The organism is Nocardioides sp. NPDC006303 (assembly GCF_040613175.1).
Classification (GTDB): domain Bacteria; phylum Actinomycetota; class Actinomycetes; order Propionibacteriales; family Nocardioidaceae; genus Nocardioides.
Map to the genome: position 1 here is coordinate 1 of NZ_JBEXRR010000031.1, position 16,290 is coordinate 16,290.

13 protein-coding genes are annotated in these 16,290 nt (G+C 71.5%); 4 read left to right on the forward strand and 9 right to left on the reverse strand.

The features are described from left to right. The first annotated feature begins 69 nt into the window (after positions 1–69). Positions 70–405, forward strand: a complete 336-nt coding sequence (locus ABZY89_RS20960) for a DUF1048 domain-containing protein (protein WP_355230282.1) — start codon at positions 70–72, stop codon at positions 403–405. A gap of 1 nt (position 406) precedes the next feature. On the opposite strand, the gene ABZY89_RS20965 is transcribed toward ABZY89_RS20960, so the two are convergent. The 5 genes from ABZY89_RS20965 to ABZY89_RS20985 all read right to left on the reverse strand — a co-directional run bounded on the left by ABZY89_RS20965 (position 407) and on the right by ABZY89_RS20985 (position 8,012). Continuing rightward, positions 407–904: a GNAT family N-acetyltransferase gene (locus ABZY89_RS20965; protein ID WP_355230284.1), complete on the reverse strand. Its 498-nt coding sequence runs from the start codon at positions 902–904 to the stop codon at positions 407–409. Beyond that, a complete protein-coding gene (locus ABZY89_RS20970) occupies positions 895–2,895 on the reverse strand; it encodes a penicillin acylase family protein (RefSeq protein ID WP_355230286.1) in 2,001 nt (666 codons plus the stop codon). The genes ABZY89_RS20965 and ABZY89_RS20970 overlap by 10 nt, the downstream gene beginning before the upstream one ends. A gap of 79 nt (positions 2,896–2,974) precedes the next feature. After that, positions 2,975–5,227 (reverse strand): GNAT family N-acetyltransferase, encoded by a 2,253-nt coding sequence (locus tag ABZY89_RS20975; RefSeq protein ID WP_355230287.1) that lies wholly within the window; start codon positions 5,225–5,227, stop codon positions 2,975–2,977. Further along, positions 5,224–6,576, reverse strand: coding sequence for a SidA/IucD/PvdA family monooxygenase (locus ABZY89_RS20980; protein WP_355230288.1), 1,353 nt, complete (start codon positions 6,574–6,576; stop codon positions 5,224–5,226). Before ABZY89_RS20980 ends, ABZY89_RS20975 begins: the two co-directional genes overlap by 4 nt. Beyond that, a complete protein-coding gene (locus ABZY89_RS20985) occupies positions 6,573–8,012 on the reverse strand; it encodes an aspartate aminotransferase family protein (RefSeq protein WP_355230290.1) in 1,440 nt (479 codons plus the stop codon). The genes ABZY89_RS20980 and ABZY89_RS20985 overlap by 4 nt, the downstream gene beginning before the upstream one ends. Positions 8,013–8,116: 104 nt before the next feature. Between ABZY89_RS20985 and ABZY89_RS20990 the strand changes: the two genes are divergently transcribed. Further along, positions 8,117–9,376 carry an MFS transporter gene (locus tag ABZY89_RS20990; protein ID WP_355230291.1) on the forward strand — a complete coding sequence of 420 codons (1,260 nt, stop codon included), beginning with the start codon at positions 8,117–8,119 and terminating at the stop codon, positions 9,374–9,376. Here ABZY89_RS20990 and ABZY89_RS20995 read toward each other — a convergent pair. Further along, positions 9,373–10,269 (reverse strand): type II CAAX endopeptidase family protein, encoded by an 897-nt coding sequence (locus ABZY89_RS20995; protein ID WP_355230293.1) that lies wholly within the window; start codon positions 10,267–10,269, stop codon positions 9,373–9,375. The two genes, ABZY89_RS20990 and ABZY89_RS20995, sit on opposite strands and share 4 nt — an antisense overlap. A gap of 145 nt (positions 10,270–10,414) precedes the next feature. On the opposite strand from ABZY89_RS20995, the gene ABZY89_RS21000 reads away from it, so the two are divergent. Continuing rightward, complete coding sequence (locus tag ABZY89_RS21000) at positions 10,415–11,665, forward strand: histidine kinase (RefSeq protein ID WP_355230295.1); 1,251 nt, start codon at positions 10,415–10,417, stop codon at positions 11,663–11,665. Continuing rightward, positions 11,662–12,321 carry a response regulator transcription factor gene (locus tag ABZY89_RS21005; RefSeq protein ID WP_355230297.1) on the forward strand — a complete coding sequence of 220 codons (660 nt, stop codon included), beginning with the start codon at positions 11,662–11,664 and terminating at the stop codon, positions 12,319–12,321. The genes ABZY89_RS21000 and ABZY89_RS21005 overlap by 4 nt, the downstream gene beginning before the upstream one ends. A gap of 15 nt (positions 12,322–12,336) precedes the next feature. Here ABZY89_RS21005 and ABZY89_RS21010 read toward each other — a convergent pair whose 3' ends face one another. The 3 genes from ABZY89_RS21010 to ABZY89_RS21020 are packed head-to-tail and all read right to left on the reverse strand — an operon-like array spanning position 12,337 to position 16,285. Beyond that, a complete protein-coding gene (locus ABZY89_RS21010; protein ID WP_355230299.1) occupies positions 12,337–12,954 on the reverse strand; it encodes a response regulator transcription factor in 618 nt (205 codons plus the stop codon). Further along, on the reverse strand, positions 12,951–14,201 hold the full coding sequence (locus ABZY89_RS21015; RefSeq protein ID WP_355230301.1) for a sensor histidine kinase: 1,251 nt from the start codon (positions 14,199–14,201) through the stop codon (positions 12,951–12,953). The genes ABZY89_RS21010 and ABZY89_RS21015 overlap by 4 nt, the downstream gene beginning before the upstream one ends. After that, positions 14,198–16,285, reverse strand: a complete 2,088-nt coding sequence (locus ABZY89_RS21020) for an MMPL family transporter (RefSeq protein ID WP_355230303.1) — start codon at positions 16,283–16,285, stop codon at positions 14,198–14,200. The genes ABZY89_RS21015 and ABZY89_RS21020 overlap by 4 nt, the downstream gene beginning before the upstream one ends. Positions 16,286–16,290 lie beyond the last annotated feature (5 nt).

A 16,290-nucleotide genomic window follows, 5' to 3' on the forward strand; every position in this document is an offset into this window, starting at 1 on the left:
ACGTCAGGGCTGCACGCTTCTTTCACGGCCCCAAACAGGAGCCACCAACCGATCCAAAGGAGCACCACCATGAACAACCTGCTCAGCCGCCTCGTGGGTGACAAGAAGGACTGGAAGCGGATGGAGGCCCGTGCCGCCGAACTGCCCGCGGACTACCGCACCGTCTACGGCGAGATGAAGAGCTACATGTGGCGCTTCACCGCCGGCGACGGGATGGACATCGTCGCCATCCTCCGCGAGGTCCTCGATCTCTTCGAGACCGAGGCCGCGGCCGGGCGCTCGGTCATCGAAGTGACCGGGACCGACCTGGCCGCCTTCTGCGACGGCCGGCTGCCCGAGCAGCACGACGCCTACCGCACCAAGCTCCGCGCCGACCTCAACGAGGTCGCCTCGAAGCTGGCATGAGTCAGGGAAGGTCGAGGAAGGCGTACTGGGCGACCTTGTGCGGAAGCTGAACGACAGGGCCGCGTTTGAAGCCGTAGTCGTCGAGCCTGGCGAGGGAGGCCTCGTTGGAGGCGTCGGGCTCGACGACGGCGCGGCGGGCGCCGGACTTGGAGATGACCTCCTCGATGAAGAACTCGAGGACCTCCTCCGTCCGGCCCTTGCGGGTCGGGGTGTCGGCCAGGAAGAGGTGGACGCCGATGTCGCCGGGGCGGCGATCGTAGAAGGCGCCGAGCTCGTCGACCTCGGGGTCCCAGGTCTGGAAGAGCGCGACCGGATCGCCGTCGAGCTCGACGATGTACGCAGCCAGATGGGGCTGCTCCTGCAGCCACGTGTAGATCTCCTCGATCTCCTCGCGCGGCTTCTCGACCATGCCCCAGAACCGGGCCCGATCGTCGTGCAGCCAGCCGCACAACAGGTCGATGTCGGCCGACGGCTCCAGGTCACGAATGGTCAGGGGCATGTCTTCTCCTCGGTGAGCAGGGACCAGTCGGTGACGACGCGGATCGCGCCTCCCCTGGCCCAGGCGTCGTGCTGATCGATGTGATGGGGGCTGTCCGGGGACCCGCTGACACCGAGGGGTACGACCCAACGGCTGTCGTCGCGGTCAGCCAGATCCCAGGCGTAGCGCGCCACCGAGCCCCGGACGGACACGGTGGTGCCCGGGATCCAGGCGTTGCAGCGCACCGTGTCGGTGTCGCCGGACAGTGGGGTGGCAGGGACGGTCCGCGTGTGCGGGAGGTCGAACTGCTCCAGCGCGTGCAGCGGCCAGAAGCAGTGGCCCTCCGGCCAGGGCGTCGGCTCGCTGCCGGCGTCGCGTACGGCCTTCGCAGCCTCGGCGACGAGCGCTCGCGGGTCCAGACCGAAGGGTTTCTCGGCGGCCAGGATGATGTGCAGGGCACCGGCCACCCGCGCGGACAGGCTGAACCACGGCTCGTAGAGGGGCCCGTGCTCCGACGGCTCCCGCAGCGGCGCGAGCACCGGTGCCGCGCAGATCCGGTCGACGACCTCGGCACGCACCGCGGCGTACCACGCCGCGCCCGGCGAGCCGTCCATCGCGCCGTCCCACCCGGCCAGTGCCGGGGGCCGCAGATCGGCCGGGACCAGCGCGAGCAGCGGCTTGCCCGCGGTCTGGGTGGTGTCGGCGAGGACCGCCACCGCCTGCTCAGCGTCGAGGGGGCCGGCTTCGTCGAGGAGCTGCGCGATCCGGTGCGCCCGGAACGGCGGCGCGAAACCGGCCGCGAGCACGTCGAACTCCGGCATGCAGCGGTCGTTGGCGGTCACGACAGAACCATCCGCCGACGCCGTACGCCGCGGCAGCGGGTCGACCCAGCCGGTCCACTCCCCCGCCTCGTCGCGCCGCGGCACCCGACCGCCGACGGTGTGGACGACGTCGCCCGCCACGTCGGCGATCACCCAGTTGTTGACCGGCTCGACCCAGTGCTCCACCGCGGCCTCGACATCGGCGACCGATCGGGCCCGCAGCAGCGGCAGCAGCGCCCCGAAGCCGAGGTCGCCGAGCTCGTGGCCGGGTGAGCGCAGCACCTCTCCCCAGCCCTCGTCGGAACCGCCGAGGACCACCGGCCCGCGATCGGTCTCCAGCACCTCGACCTCGACCGGCTCCTGCTCCCGGACGAGCACCGTCTCCACGCTCCGCCGCACCACATCGCGGCCCGAGCGCAGATCGACGCGGTAGAGATCCTGGTAGTCGGCCATCGCGTTGGTGATCCCCCACGCGACCTGACCGGCGTGCGCGAAGTGCTGCACGCCGGGTACGCCGGGGAAGGTCATCCCGACCACGTCGAAGGCGTCGTCGGGGTCGGTGCAGGCCAGCCGCACCTGGAGGTAGACGTTGGGCGCCTCGAAGACCCGGTGCGGGTCACCGGCCACGAGCGGCAGACCGGATCGGGTGCGGCCACCGCCGACGGCGTACGCGTTGGAGCCGCCGGACAGTCCCCCGGTCAACCCTTCGGTGCGGAACAGCTCGGCGTCGGTCCCGAGCACCCGCGCCGCTCGGGCGCCGAAGAGCTTCGAGGGGAACGACCCGAAGAGGATCTGCTGCACCCAGAAGACCGCCAGCGGCGTCCACGGCTGCCAGGTCCCCGGCGCGGGCCCGAGCCCGTCGGCCCCGTCGAGCTCCGGGCAGGAGGCTCCCTCCAGACCGGAGCGGACGCCCTCGACGTACGCCGTCAGGAACTCCTGCGTCTCCTCGTCGAGGCGCGCATAGGCCGTCTGCGCCACCGCCGCCAGCCGGGCGCGGCGGGCGAAGGCGTCCCACTCGAGCCCGGCCGGGCCGAGCAGCTCGGCGGTGCGGCCCTCGCCACGCAGCCGCTCGATCTCGAGCTGCCACGCGCGGTCCCGCGCGGTGGACCAGCCCTGCAGCCGGGCCACCTCGGCGAGCGAGGCACCCCGCACGTGCGGGATGCCCCACTCGTCCCGAAGGAGAACGCTCATGCCGCCACATCCGTAGCGCAAGCGCCAGAGTACGGACGCGGCGGCATGTTGACCCCATGACTCGCTCGCTCGCGCTCGCTCATGCGATCGGGTTGGCCAACGTGCCGGCGAACATGAGCGACTCGGCCTGGTCGGTGATGTCGACCATCTGCAGCGTGTTACGCAGCTGGAGCCGGTTGAGGCAGGAGTGGCGGAAGCGCGCGCGGAGGAAGTCGTAGCGCGCGACCGCGTCGGCCAGCTCGGGGTGGTCTGCGGCGTGGTCGACGATGCAGGCCCGCGTCTCGGCCCAGAACTCGGTCTCCGGCAGCACCCCCTCATCATCGAGGATCGCGGCGACGTAGCGCAGCACCCCGTCGAAGATGTCGGTGTGGACGGCCAGCGCCTTGACGTCGTCGGGGAAGGAGCCGCGGATCCGGGAGACCTCCTCGGGCAGCGGCAGGTCGCCCATCACCGCCACCTCCTCGCCGATGTCCTTCATGAACATCCGCACCGGGACGTGGTCGCGCAGCACCATCACCAGGTTCTCGCCGTGCGGCATGAACGCCAGGTCGTACGCCAGCAGGCAGTGCACCAGCGGGCGCAGGTAGGCGTCGAGGTAGCTGCGCACCCATTCGCGGGCGGGCAGCCCGGAGGCGCGGACCAGCTCGGCCGCGTACGAGGCACCGGCGGCGTCGCGGTGGAGCAGCGCCGCCATCGTCGCGCACCGCTCCCCCTCGGACAGGCGCGGCACCGGCGACTCCCGCCACAGGGCGGCGATCATCTTCCGGTAGGGCGACGGGTTCGGCAGGGCGTGGAAGACGTCGCCGGTCCAGCCGATCGAGGCGAGCTCGCGCAGCACCCCGAAGCCGCGCTCCTTCAGCTCCGCGTCGCCCTCCACCAGGTCGGCGACCCAGTCGTTGATGACCGGGGTGGCCGCCATGTACGCCGGCGAGAGCCCCCGCATGAAGCCCATGTTCTGGATCGACAGCGCGGTCTTGACGTAGTGCCGCTCGGGACGACTGGTGTTGAAGTACGTCCGGATCGACTGCTGCGGGCGGTGGACGTCCTCGCCCTCGCCGACCAGCACGATCCGGCGCGCGGCGACGTCGGTGGCGAAGGTGACGGCGAGCTTGTGGCGCCACTGCCAGGGGTGGACCGGCAGGTAGCGGAACCCGTCCGGGTCCAGCCCGAGCCCGCGCAGCTTCGCGGCGAACCGGGCCAGCGTCGCCTCGCCGAGCTCGGCCTCGTAGAGCGCTCGCTCGTCCTCGCCGCGGCCCAGGGCCAGGTGGGACTGGTCCCGGGAGACGGCGACCCACAGCAGGCTCAGGTCGTTGCTCGTCTCCGGCGCCCAGCGGGCGTGGTCGTCGATGTCGAAGCCGATCCGGCCGTTGTTGGCGACGAAGGCCGGGTGGCCCTCGCTCATCGCGCCCTCGACGCTCTGGTGATCGGCGTCGACCAGGTCGGCGGCGGTCAGCGTCTGGTGCTCGAGCTTCCAGCAGGCCGACGCGATGGTGGCCGCCAGCTCCTCCAGGTAGGTCGGCAGCAGCTTGTCCGGGATCGCGAGATCGGGCGCGAACTCGGCGACGAACGCCTGCGCGTCGACCTCGGCCTCCTCACCCCCGGTCGTCCGGACGATCGAGGCCGGGTCCACCACCCAGTGCTCGAGCTGGAAGCGGCGGCCGGTGAAGGAGTACGTCGAGGACGGCCCCCGAAGCTCCCAGCCCGTGTCGGTGGCCACGGGCGCGATCATGCGCTCGTGGCTGAACTCCGCGATCGCCTTGGCGACCAGGTGGCGGTGCGCGACGCGCAGGTTCTCCGGGCGCAGGTGGGCGGCCGCGTACATCTCCCGGGTGCAGACCGAGAGCATCGCGGTCTTCTCCCCGATGCTGATCTCGCGCAGCTCGACGAAGCCGGCCTCGGTGTTCTTGCGGCGGATCGCCTCGTTGCGTACGTCCGGCTCGACCACCACGCGACGCACGCCGGGGTCCGCGAAGCAGTGCCGCATGACCGCCCGGAAGACCCGGGTGGTGTAGCCGGTGACGGGCTCGCCCGAGGTCGGCGCGACCAGGACGTGCATGCCTAGGTCGCCGGCGGCGAGGTCGGGCACGTGGGTGATCCCGGCGAGCTCGCTGTGGGCGGGGTCGTAGGTCTCGACCAGGAACGCCGGCACGCCGTCGACGCGGCCCAGCCAGGCGTCGTGGTGCGGGTGGCCGGCGATGCGCGCGTACTCCGCGGCGACATCCTCCAGCGTGGCGTCCAGCATCATCCAGTACGCCGAGCGCGGGTGGGTCACCCAGGAGTGGACGGTGGCGAGGTGGGCCTCGATCTCGAGCGGTTCGATCGTGATCCTCATCGGTTCTCCTCCGTAGGCTGGCTGTGCTTGGACAAGATCCGGAACCGGTCGGGGACGCCGAACTCCTGGAAGGCGACCCGCTTCTCGAGCGGGTACGGCTCCCGGCCGAGGATGGCGGCGAGGATCACCGAGCTGCGGTAGGCGCCCATGCCGAGGTCGGGGGCGACGAAGCCGTGGGTGTGCTCCTCGCCGTTCTGCACCCAGATCTCGCGGTCGGCGGTGTCGACCGAGAAGGTCGAGCTGGCGGCGTAGCGCCCCTGCTCGTCCAGGCGGAGCCGGTCTCGGACGGGCTCCAGGAACGCCGGGATGCCGGCGCGGTAGCCGGTGGCGAGGACGAGCGCCTCGGTCGCCATCTCGTAGTCCTCCTCCTGCTCAACGTGGTGCAGCGCGAGGTGGTAGCCGCTCCCGGTGCGGGTCACGCCGCGCACCTCGGTGTTGGTCAGCAGCGTGGTCTCGGCCGCCTCGGTGACCGATCGGGTGTAGAGCGCCTCGTGGATCGCGTCGATGGTGTCGCCCGAGATGCCCTTGTAGAGGCTCTGCTGCGCCTTCAGCAGCCGGTCACGCTTCTCTCTCGGAAGCGCCTGGAAGTAGGCGGAGTACTCCGGGGAGGTCAGCTCAAGGGTGAGCTTGGTGTACTCCATCGAGAAGAACCGCGGGCTGCGGGTCAGCCAGGCCAGCTGGTAGTCGTGGTCGGGCTGGGCGGTCAGCAGGTCGAGGTAGACCTCGGCGGCCGACTGCCCGCTGCCGACGACGGTGATGCTGCGACGGGTGACGAGCTCGTCCTTGCGGGCCAGGTACTCGGCGCTGTGCAGCGCCGGACCCTCCGCGGCCACGGCCTCGGCCGCACACTCGGGCACCCGCGGACTCGTCCCGGTCCCGAGCACCAGCCGCCTGGTCCGATGGGTCTCGCCGGAGGCGGTGGTGACGACGTACGTCTCCCCGTCGTGCTCCACGGAGGTGACCTGCTGGCCGAAGCGCACCGAGTCGAGCCGCTCGGCGACCCACTGGCAGTACTGGTTGTACTCGCGCCGGTGGGGCAGGAAGTTCTCGCGGATGTAGAACGGATAGATCCGGCCGGTCTGCTTGAGGAAGTTGAGGAAGCTGAACCGCGAGGTCGGGTCGGCCATCGTCACCAGGTCGGCGAGGAACGGCACCTGCAGGGTGGCCTCGTCGAGCATCATCCCGGGGTGCCAGTCGAACCGGTCGCGGCCCTCGAGGAAGAGACAGTCGAGCTCGTCGATCGGGTCGGCGAGGGCGGCCAGGCCGAGGTTGAACGGGCCCAGGCCGATGCCGATCAGGTCGTGGACGTGACCTGACGGGTCAGAGAACACGGTGGCGGGTGCGTTCATCGGGCGACCTCCGGAACGGCGCGGCCCAGCGTGCGGACCTGCTCGATGATGTCGAGTACGTCCTGAACGGAGGCCTTGGGGTTGAGCAGGGTGAGCTTTAGGAACTGCCGGCCGTCGACCTTGGTCGCGGCGACGACGCCGCGGCCGCCGCTCCACATCTCGGCACGGATGCGTCGGTTGAGGTCGCCAAGCGCGTCCTCGTCCAGGTGCGGGTCGACGTAGCGGAAGACGACCGTGGAGAGCTGGGAGGGCGTGATGACCTCGATGTCGGGCTGCACGCTGAGGATGTCGTAGACCTCGCGCGCCAGGTCGATCACGGTCTCCAGGTAGGCGCCGATCTGGTCGGGGCCCATCGTGCGCAGCGTCAGCCACAGCTTGAGCGCGTCGAAGCGGCGGGTGGTCTGCAGGGACTTGTCGACCTGGTTCGGGTTCTCCGACTCCCGCGGGTTGAGGTAGTCGGCGTACCAGGAGGCGTGCTGCATGGTCGCCAGGTCGCGGACCAGGAGCGCGCTGGAGGAGACCGGCTGGAACCAGGTCTTGTGGTAGTCGATCGTGATCGAGTTCGACCGCTCGATGCCGTCGAGCAGGTGGCGATACTTCGGCGAGGCGAGCAGCCCACCGCCGTACGCCGCGTCGACGTGGAACCAGACGTTGAAGTCCTGGCAGGCGTCGGCGATGGCGTGGAGGGGGTCGATGACGCCGAAGTCGGTGGTGCCCGCGGTGGCCACGACAGCGGCCGGGACGAGACCGTCGACGACGCACTCGTCGAGCGCCTCGCGCAGAGCGACGACGTCCATCCGGTGCTCGGTGTCGGTCGGGATCGCGATCGCGGCCGCGTCGCCCATGCCGAGCAGGCGGGCCGACTTGGCGATGGAGAAGTGGCTGTCCGCGGAGGTCAGGAAGCGCAGCCGGTCCAGAGGTACGCCGCGGCGCTCCGCCTCACCGCGGGCCAGGAGCAGCGCCTGCAGGTTGGACTGGCTGCCGCCGCTGGTGAAGATGCCGTCGCGGGTCGCCTCCGGGTAGCCCGCGCGGGCGGCGGTCCAGTCGATGAGGCGACGTTCCATGAACGTACCGCCCACGGACTGGTCGAAGGTGTCCATCGAGGTGTTGACGGCCGCGATCAGCAGCTCCCCGACGAGGGAGGGGATCACGACCGGGCAGTTGAGGTGGGCGGCATAGGAGGGGTCGTGGAACCAGACGGCGTCCTGGAGCCACAGCTTGCTGACCTCGGCCAGCGCGGCGGCGCCGTCGACGAGGGGGTTGTCCAGGTCGACCTCGGCGACCGGTCCTGCGGCCGTCTCGGGCGAGATTCCGGTGGTGGGGCCCGAGAGGGTGGCGAGCTGGTCGACGAGCAGCCGGATTGCTTCGGTGATCCCGCTGGTGTACTCACGAGCATTGTCGGGGTGGAACAGATGCTCCAAGTGCGGTGCGCTCACTGGTCTCCTTCGACACGGGGGGATTAGGTTAGGCGAACCTAAGTGAGGCTACCCTAAACGCGTCCCCGCCAGACAGGTGGGCCAGAGAGAGGACGATCACACCCGTGCCGCACTCCCCCACCCAGGCCACCCGCGTGCTCGCAGGCTTCGCCTTCGCCTCTCTCGGCAACGGCCTGACCCTTCCGTTCCTGTACGTCTACATGGCCCAGGTCCAGGACCTCGGGTCATCGACAGCCGGCTGGATGTTCGCCTGGATGGGTCTGGTCGGCCTGGCGGCCGCCCCCGGGGTCGGAGCGCTCCTCGACCGCTTCGGGCCTCGCGCGGTGCTGATCGCCGCGCTGATCGTGGAGTCCGTCTCGATCGGGTCGCTCGGCTTCGTCGACGGGACCGTCCCGACGATGGCGGTGCTGGCCGGCGTGGTCGTGGGCGCCTCCCCCCTGTGGCCCGGCACGACGACGCTCCTGGCCGGGATGGTCCCGGCCGCGGACCGCGAGCGGGCCTACGGCTTCGCCTTCCTGGGGTTGAACGCGGGCATCGGCGTGGGTGGTCTGGTCAGCGCGTTCCTCATCGACGTCGCGCGTCCGGAGACGTTCCAGGTGCTCTACCTGTGCGACGCCGTCGCCTATCTGGTCTACGCCGCGGTACTGGCCTTTCTGGTCCGCTCCCCCGCTCGGACCGGCGAGGACGACGCCGAGGACGCGACCGCCGGCTCCTGGGGCGAGGTGCTGCGCGACCGGCGGGCGGTGGCCCTGGTCGCCTGTGGCGTGCTCGCGGTGACCTTCGGCTACGGACAGCTCGAGGCCGGCGCGACCGCCTACGCCGTCGACGTGGCCGGGGTGCCGGCGACCGCGCTCGGCTGGGCCTTCGCCGCCAACGCCGCCGTGATCGTGTGCGGGCAGGTGATCCTGCTGCGGCTCACCTCCGGGTGGCGGCGTACGACCGCACTGGCCTGCGCCGTGCTGACCTGGTCGCTGGCCTGGAGCGTGCTCGCGGCCGCCGACCTGATGCCCGTCGCCGGCGCGATCGCTGCCGTCGTGATCGGCCTGGCCATCTTCGGCCTCGGCGAGACGCTGTGGGCGCCGATCGTGACCGGGCTGGCGAACACCATCGCCCCCGACCACCTGCGCGGCCGCTACAACGCGTCCCTCGGCCTCACCCTGACCCTCGGCCAGATCCTCGGCCCGGCGCTGGCCGGCTCCCTCATCGGCAGCGGCCTCGGCCATCTGTGGGCGGTCGTCGTGATCGGCGGCACCCTCACCGCGGGCCTGGTGCTGACCCGGCTCCGGTTCCTGCTCACTGCGGCCGAGGACGGCGCCCCGGGGGCCGAGACCCTCCGGGAGCCCGTCCAGGCGGCCGCCGACTAACGCCTCGTGTCGTAGCCGAGCCGGCCGCGCGTGGCGACGATGACGATCGCCGCGCCGATCCCCGCGGCGAGCAGAACCGCGAGCTGGAACCGGTCCGCGTCGACGCCCGGGAAGAGCTCGGTGGAGGCCACCGAGGCGTAGTTGTTGACGCTGGTGTGCAGGAGCATCGCCAGCGGCAGGCTCTGTCCGGTGCGGTTGAAGACCCAGGTCATCACGATCCCGAAGGTGACGCAGAACGCCGCGAAGACGAGCGGGGCGTACCAGCGCACGTCCGGCCAGCCGGCCCAGTCGGTCAGGAAGAGCGGCATGTGCCACAGCGCCCAGATCGGGCCGAGCACGAAGGCGGACCCGAGCGGCCCGACCTTCCGCTGCAGGCGGGGCAGGGCGAAGTCGCGCCAGCCCGGCTCCTCGGCGAGGCCGGTGGTGATCATCTGCAGGATGAGCCCGGGGACGTACGCCACCAGCACGAACAGCCACGCCTGCGACGGCGCCGCCATCTGCCCACCGACGGCCTGGGTCGCGATGATGATCGTGGCCGGGACGCCGATCAGGATGCCGGCGTACCAGCGCCAGCTCGCCCGCCAGCGCCACATCCCGACCACCCAGGCCCGCAGGCCGGCCCGGCCGCCGACGAGCCCGGTGACCAGCGCGGCGCTGCCGATCGGGCCGAGATACGCCCCCGGAAGCATCCCGAGGAGCTGGCCGCCGATCATGCCGCCGGGGAAGGTGAGGTCCCAGACGCCGAGGCCGCTGTTGGACAGGACGTACGGTGTCCAGGCCAGCCAGCTCGCCGCGAGGGCGAGCACGAAGAAGGTGGAGAGCTGGTGGCGGGTGACAAATGCTCGTAAGCCCTGATCCGGCTGGGTCACTGGCTGGGTCGTGGTCGTGGTCATGGTCGTTCCCTTTCGGCATGGGTCGCTTTTCCTGACCTGAACCTAGGAACGGGGCCGGTCCCGTCGCGCCGGGCAAAAGAGCGAACCTTCGCACTTGCATCGAAAGATGCTGGCGACCGGGACCTGTTGCGGAAAGGATGATGGCGTGAGCGACGAGACGACCCGGATGGTGCCGCGACTGATACCTCCCGTGGTGGTCTGGCTGATCACCACGACGCTGCTGGTGGCCGCGCCCAGCCTCGACTCGGCCGACGCCGAGATCGGCGGCAGTCCCGCGCTCGGCAGCGCGGGTTGGTGGGTCGCGCTGGTGGTGCTCACCGCCCAGGCGGCGGTGCTCCTCGAGCGGCGGTCGCGGCCGCTGGCGGTGCTGCTGGTCGTGGCCGCCGCCTCGGTCGTGCTGGCGGTCAGCGGAGCGGGTGACACCACCAGCCTCGCCTCGGCGGCCGTCCTGGTCGCGGTGTGGTCGGCGGTGATCGCGACGCCGCTCCCCCGCCGGGCCCGTGCCCTCGCGGGGGCGCTGACCGGTGCCGGTCTGCTGGTCGCGCTCGGCACCTGCCTGAGCCAGACGAGCATCGGCCTTCCGGTCGGCACCGCAGTCCTCGCCGGTCTCGTCCAGGGCGCGGGCGTGATCGCCGCTCCGGCGCTGCTCGCCGCCACCGTGCGCGCACGCCGCGACGCGCGGTCAGCCCGGACCGACCTCGCGGACGCCGTCGACCGCGAGCAGTCCGCCCAGATCGCCGCGGCGATCGCGGAGGAGCGTACGGCGATGGCCCGCGAGCTCCACGACATCGCCGCCCACCATCTGACCGGCATCGCGGTGATGACAGGCGCGGTCGAACGGCAGATCGACACCGACCCGGCCGGCGCGAAGGAGTCCGTACGCCAGGTCCGCACCCAGAGCACCGCGATGCTGCGCGAGCTGCGTGGCCTGGTCACGCTGCTGCGGAGTCCGGGGCAGGCCGAGGAGGCGAGCGGGCACGAGCGCCTGTCCGAGCTGGGCTCGCTTGTCGACGACGCCCGTCGTGCCGGGCTCGAGGTGTCGTTCTCCACTTTGGGGGCCGGCTCCGTCACCGAGAGCGTCGGGCCGCTCGCCCAACTCTCGGCCTATCGCACCGTGCAGGAGTGCCTCGCCAACGCCGCCCGGCACGCGCCGGGTGCCCGGTGCGAGGTGGTCCTGGACGCCCGGGATCCGGCCGAGGTGGTGGTGACGGTGCGCAACGGGCCGCCGCCGATCATCCCCGCCGGGACGCCGCGTCGGCGCGGCCTGGGCCTGATCGGCATGCAGGAGCGCGCCGACCTGACCGACTCGACCCTCGAGGCTGGACCGACCGCCGAGGGCGGCTGGCAGACGCGGCTGCGGATCCCCGCCACCGCGACCGCGGAGGTGGCCGGATGATCCGCGTCGTGGTCGCCGACGACCAGCCGCTGGTGCGTGCCGGGCTGCGTACGCTGCTGGAGACCGAGCCCGACATCGAGGTCGTCGCGGTGGCCGAGGACGGTGCCGCCGCTGTCGAGCGGGCGCTCGCGCTGCGCCCCGACGTGGTCTGCATGGACATCCGCATGCCTGGCCGCGACGGCATCAGCGCCACCCGTGAGCTGTGCGGTCCCGACGTCACCGACCCGATCCCGGTGCTCGTCCTGACCACCTTCGACATCGACGACTACGTCTTCGGCGCCCTCGAGGCCGGCGCCTCCGGCTTCCTCCTCAAGGACGCGGACCCCGATGCCATCGTCGCCGCCGTACGCTCCGTCGCCGCCGGCCACGGCACCCTCGACACCTCGTTGACCCGCCGCGTCCTCCGCGAGGTCGTCACCCGCAGGCGTACGCAGCCCGTGACCGCCGCGCGCGCCAGCGAGGTCCTCACCACCCGCGAGCTCGACATCCTTCTCCACCTGGCCGAGGGCATGTCCAACGAGGAGATCGCCCAGGCACTCGTCCTCGAGGTCTCCACGGTCAAGTCCCACCTGGCCCGGATGATGCCCAAGCTCGGCGTGAAGTCCCGCCTCCAGGCCGCCGTGTGGGCCTACCAGTCGGGACTCGTCGAGACCTGAGGCGGGCCCGGTCGGTCAGATCAGGCCGGTCTCCTGGGCGACGTGGATGGCCCGGGAGCGGCTGTCGACGTCGAGCTTGGTGAAGATGTGCGCGAGGTGGCTCTTCACGGTCGCCTCGGTGACGAAGAGGGTGCGCGCGATCTCCTTGTTGGTCGCGCCCCTGGCGAGGTGTCGGAGCACCTCGATCTCGCGATCGGTCAACCGCGGCAGCGGGCTGCGCATGCCCTTGAGCACCCGGGTGGCCAGGTCCGGAGCGAGAACCATGTCGCCTGCGGCGGCGCGGTGGATTCCCTGGACGATGACCTCGGGGTCGACGTCCTTGAGCAGGTAGCCGGCGGCGCCGGCCTCGATCGCACCGAGCACCTCGGCGTCGCGGTCGAAGGTGGTCAGGATCAGCACGGCCGGCGCCGGGTCGAGGGCGCGGAGCGCGACCGTGGTCCGGATGCCGTCGATCCCGCTCCCCAGACGCAGGTCGCACAGCACGACGTCGGGATGGAGGTGACCGGCGAGGATGATCGCCTCCTCGCCGGTGGCGGCCTCCCCGACGACCGTCAGGGCATCGCCGGCCTCGATCACGGCGCGCAGGCCGCTGCGTACGACCGGGTGGTCGTCGACGAGGAGCACCGTGGTCATCTCGACCCCTCGATGTGGATCGGGAGATGCGCGGAGACGGCAGTGCCCTCACCGGGCGTGCTCTCCACGTCGAGTCCACCTCCGAGCTCGCGAAGACGGGCCCGCATGAAACGCAGGCCATAGCTGGACGAGCCGGCATCGGCGTCCTGCTCCCAGGCGGCGACATCGAACCCGTCGCCATCGTCGCTGATGTCCATCCGCACCGAGTCACCGTCGTCGGTCAGCGTGAGGACGACCCGGGTCGCCCCGGCGTGGAGACGTACGTTGGAGAGGGCCGACTGAGCGGTGCGGAGCAGCGCGACCTCGACCTCGGTCCGCAGCAGCGGGAGCGTGTCGTCGACATGGAGCTCGACGTGCAGGCCGGTCTCGTCCTTCGTGCGGTCGAGCATGCGCCGGAGCGCCGCTGCGAGGGCGGCGTCCTCGAGCTCGGCGGGTGCCAGGGCCTCGACGATCCGGCGTACGTCCGCGAGGCTGTCGCCCGCCAGCGCCTCGACCTGCGCGAAGGTGCGCGAGGACTCGGGGTCCGTGGTGCGGTTGCCTCCGGCGTGGGTGAGGAGCCGGATCGAGGAGAGCGCCTGCGCGATGGTGTCGTGGATGTCTCGGGAGATCCGGGTGCGTTCGGCGATCGCTCCGGAGTGGCGCTGGGCGAGCAGGAGCTCGTCCTGCAGCTCGGCCATCTCCTGCTGAGCCTTCCGCAACGAGGTGACCAGCCGTTCTCGCTCCGCGGCGTCGCGAAGGAGCTGCAGGTAGCCGCGGGAGATGCCGAACGCGAAGATGCCGCCGATGAGCGGTCCGAAGACGTCCGCGTAGCTGGTCGTGCCACGGTGCAGGATCGGGGCCACGACGACGACCACGAGGATCGCCGCCGAGAAGACCAGGCCCCAGCGCAGCGGCAGCAGATGCCCGGCGAGCAGCCACAGCAGGAACGCGAGCCAGACGAACTCGTCCGAGACCGCGACGGCGGCGACCCAGATCACCGCGAAGCCGAGCAGCCACCACACCGGGAGGTCCCGTGAGCCCGTCCTGGCCGGCAGTATCGTGCCGGCGGTGTGCCACCCGAGGATCGCCAGCCCCGAGACGACCGCGGCAGGAAGCGGCACCCCCTCGCCGATCGCCCTGCTGACGCCGATCGCCGTCAGCACGACCGCGATGACGTGCTGCCCGATCTCCATCGCCCGCACCGTCGAGGCGGCCGGGCCCTGATGCGAGACGCCTGGCTGCCTCAACGGCGCGTGTACGACACTCATGTGCTCGATTCTCCCCCGGCCCGCTGCAGTCGTCCCGGCCACCAGATGCGGTCGCCCACCAGGGCGAAGATCGCCGGCACGATCACCGTACGCACCACCAGGGTGTCCACGAGCACGCCCACACCGACGATCAGGCCCAGCTGTCCGAGAGTGACCAGCGGCAGCACACCGAGAGCGGCGAAGACCCCGGCGAGGACGATGCCCGCGCTGGTGATCACACCGCCGGTGTGGGCGACCGCCTCGATCACGCCTACCCGGGTGCCGAGCCGCGCCGCGTCCGCGCGCGCCCGGTGGACGAGGAAGATCGTGTAGTCGATCCCCAGCGCGACCAGGAACAGGAACGCCAGGATCGGCACCTGCTGGTCGAGCGCCTGCTGGTCGAAGAGGACGCGGCTGAGCCAGGCCCCGGCGCCGATCGCGGCGACCGCGCTGGCGAGGTTCACCAGGAGCAGCAGTCCGGGTGCCACCAGCGAACGCAGCAGGACCAGGAGCACGAGGAAGCTCACCGCGAGCACCAGCGGCGCGATCACCAACAGGTCCCGCTCGCTCCCCTCGGCGGCGTCCAGCTCGGTCGCGACCGCACCGCCGACGAGCGCATCCGCGCCCTCGATCGGGTGGACCACCTCCCGCAGGTCGGTGATCTGGTCGAGGCTCCGCTCAGTGCCGGGCGAGTAGTCGCTGGTCACCATGATCTTCGTCAGGGACCCGTCGTCGGTGACTCCGGCGGGCTGGGCGCGCACGACGCCCTCCACTTCGCCGGCGACCGCGGCCACCTCCGGGGCGGCCGCGCTGTCGGTGACGATGTAGACCGGCTGGGCCTCGCCGGGCGGGAAGTGCGCCGAGAGCGTCTCCAGACCGGCAGCCGACTCGGACTGCACCCGGAACTTCTCGATCTGGTCGAGCCCGACCGACGTACCGAAGAGGCCGGAGGCCATCACCGCGAGCAGCACGAGCCCGCCCAGCAAGCTCGCCACCGGACGCTTCACCACCCGCGACGCGACCGCGCGCCAGACCGCGCCTTGGTCACGCGACTGACCCGGGCGCGGGACGAACGGCCAGAACAGTCGCCGCCCGCACACCGCCAGGGCAGGCGGGAGCACGAACAGCACCGCGACGAGGGCGATCAGCAGACCGATCGCCGCGGGGACGCCCAGCCCACGGGTCATCGGGATCGTGGCGAGGACCAGCGTCAGCAGGGCGAGCACCACTGTCAGGTTGGAGGCTAGGATCGCGAGAACCGTCTTCCGCCAGGCCGTGCTCAGCGCCAGCCGGTCATCCTCGGTCCGCTGCAGTTCCTCGCGGTATCGCGAGATCAGCAGCAGCGCGTAGTTCGTCCCCGCGCCGAACACGAGGACGCTGACGATGCCGGCGTCGAACCCGAAGTCCCACAGCGCTCCCGCCGCCGCGGTGACCCGCCCGGCGAGCGCGTCGGCGACGGCGACCACGAGCAGCGGGATCAGCCACAGCACCGGCGAGCGGTAGGTGATGATCAGCAGCACCGCCACGATCAGGACCGTCACCAGCAGCAGCGTGAAGTCGGCGCCGTCGAACGCCGCGGCCGCATCGGCCCCGAACGCCGGCCCGCCGGTCACCTGCAGGGTGAGCCCGTCTGGCGTCTGCACCGCGATGTCGGTACGCAGGGCCTTGACCACCCCCGCCGTCTCGGCGTTGTCGGCGCCGACCGTGATCGGGACGGCGAGAGCCGCTGCCTTCCCGTCCTCACTGAGCATCGGACCGGCGGCGCCAGGCGCGGCCTGCGCACCCACCTCGACGCCGAGCCGCTCGAGGCCGTCGAGATCACCGCTGGAGAGAGCACCCTCGTCCTCCCGGGAGGCGACGACGAGCACGGACTGTCGATCCGCACCGGGGAACTCCTCCAGCAGCTCGCCCACCCGCGTCGACTCCGACCCCGCCGGCGCCTGCCCGGTCTGCGCCGGGGCCTCCGCCCCGGCGAATGCCCCGAAGAGCACCGCCATCACGACCACCGCGAGACCGAGCGCCACCCAGGCCCCACGGCGGGAGGTCAACCTGTCTGCGACATGCGGACGAGCACCCGACCGCGTACGAACCAGAGAATCTGCCATGCCGA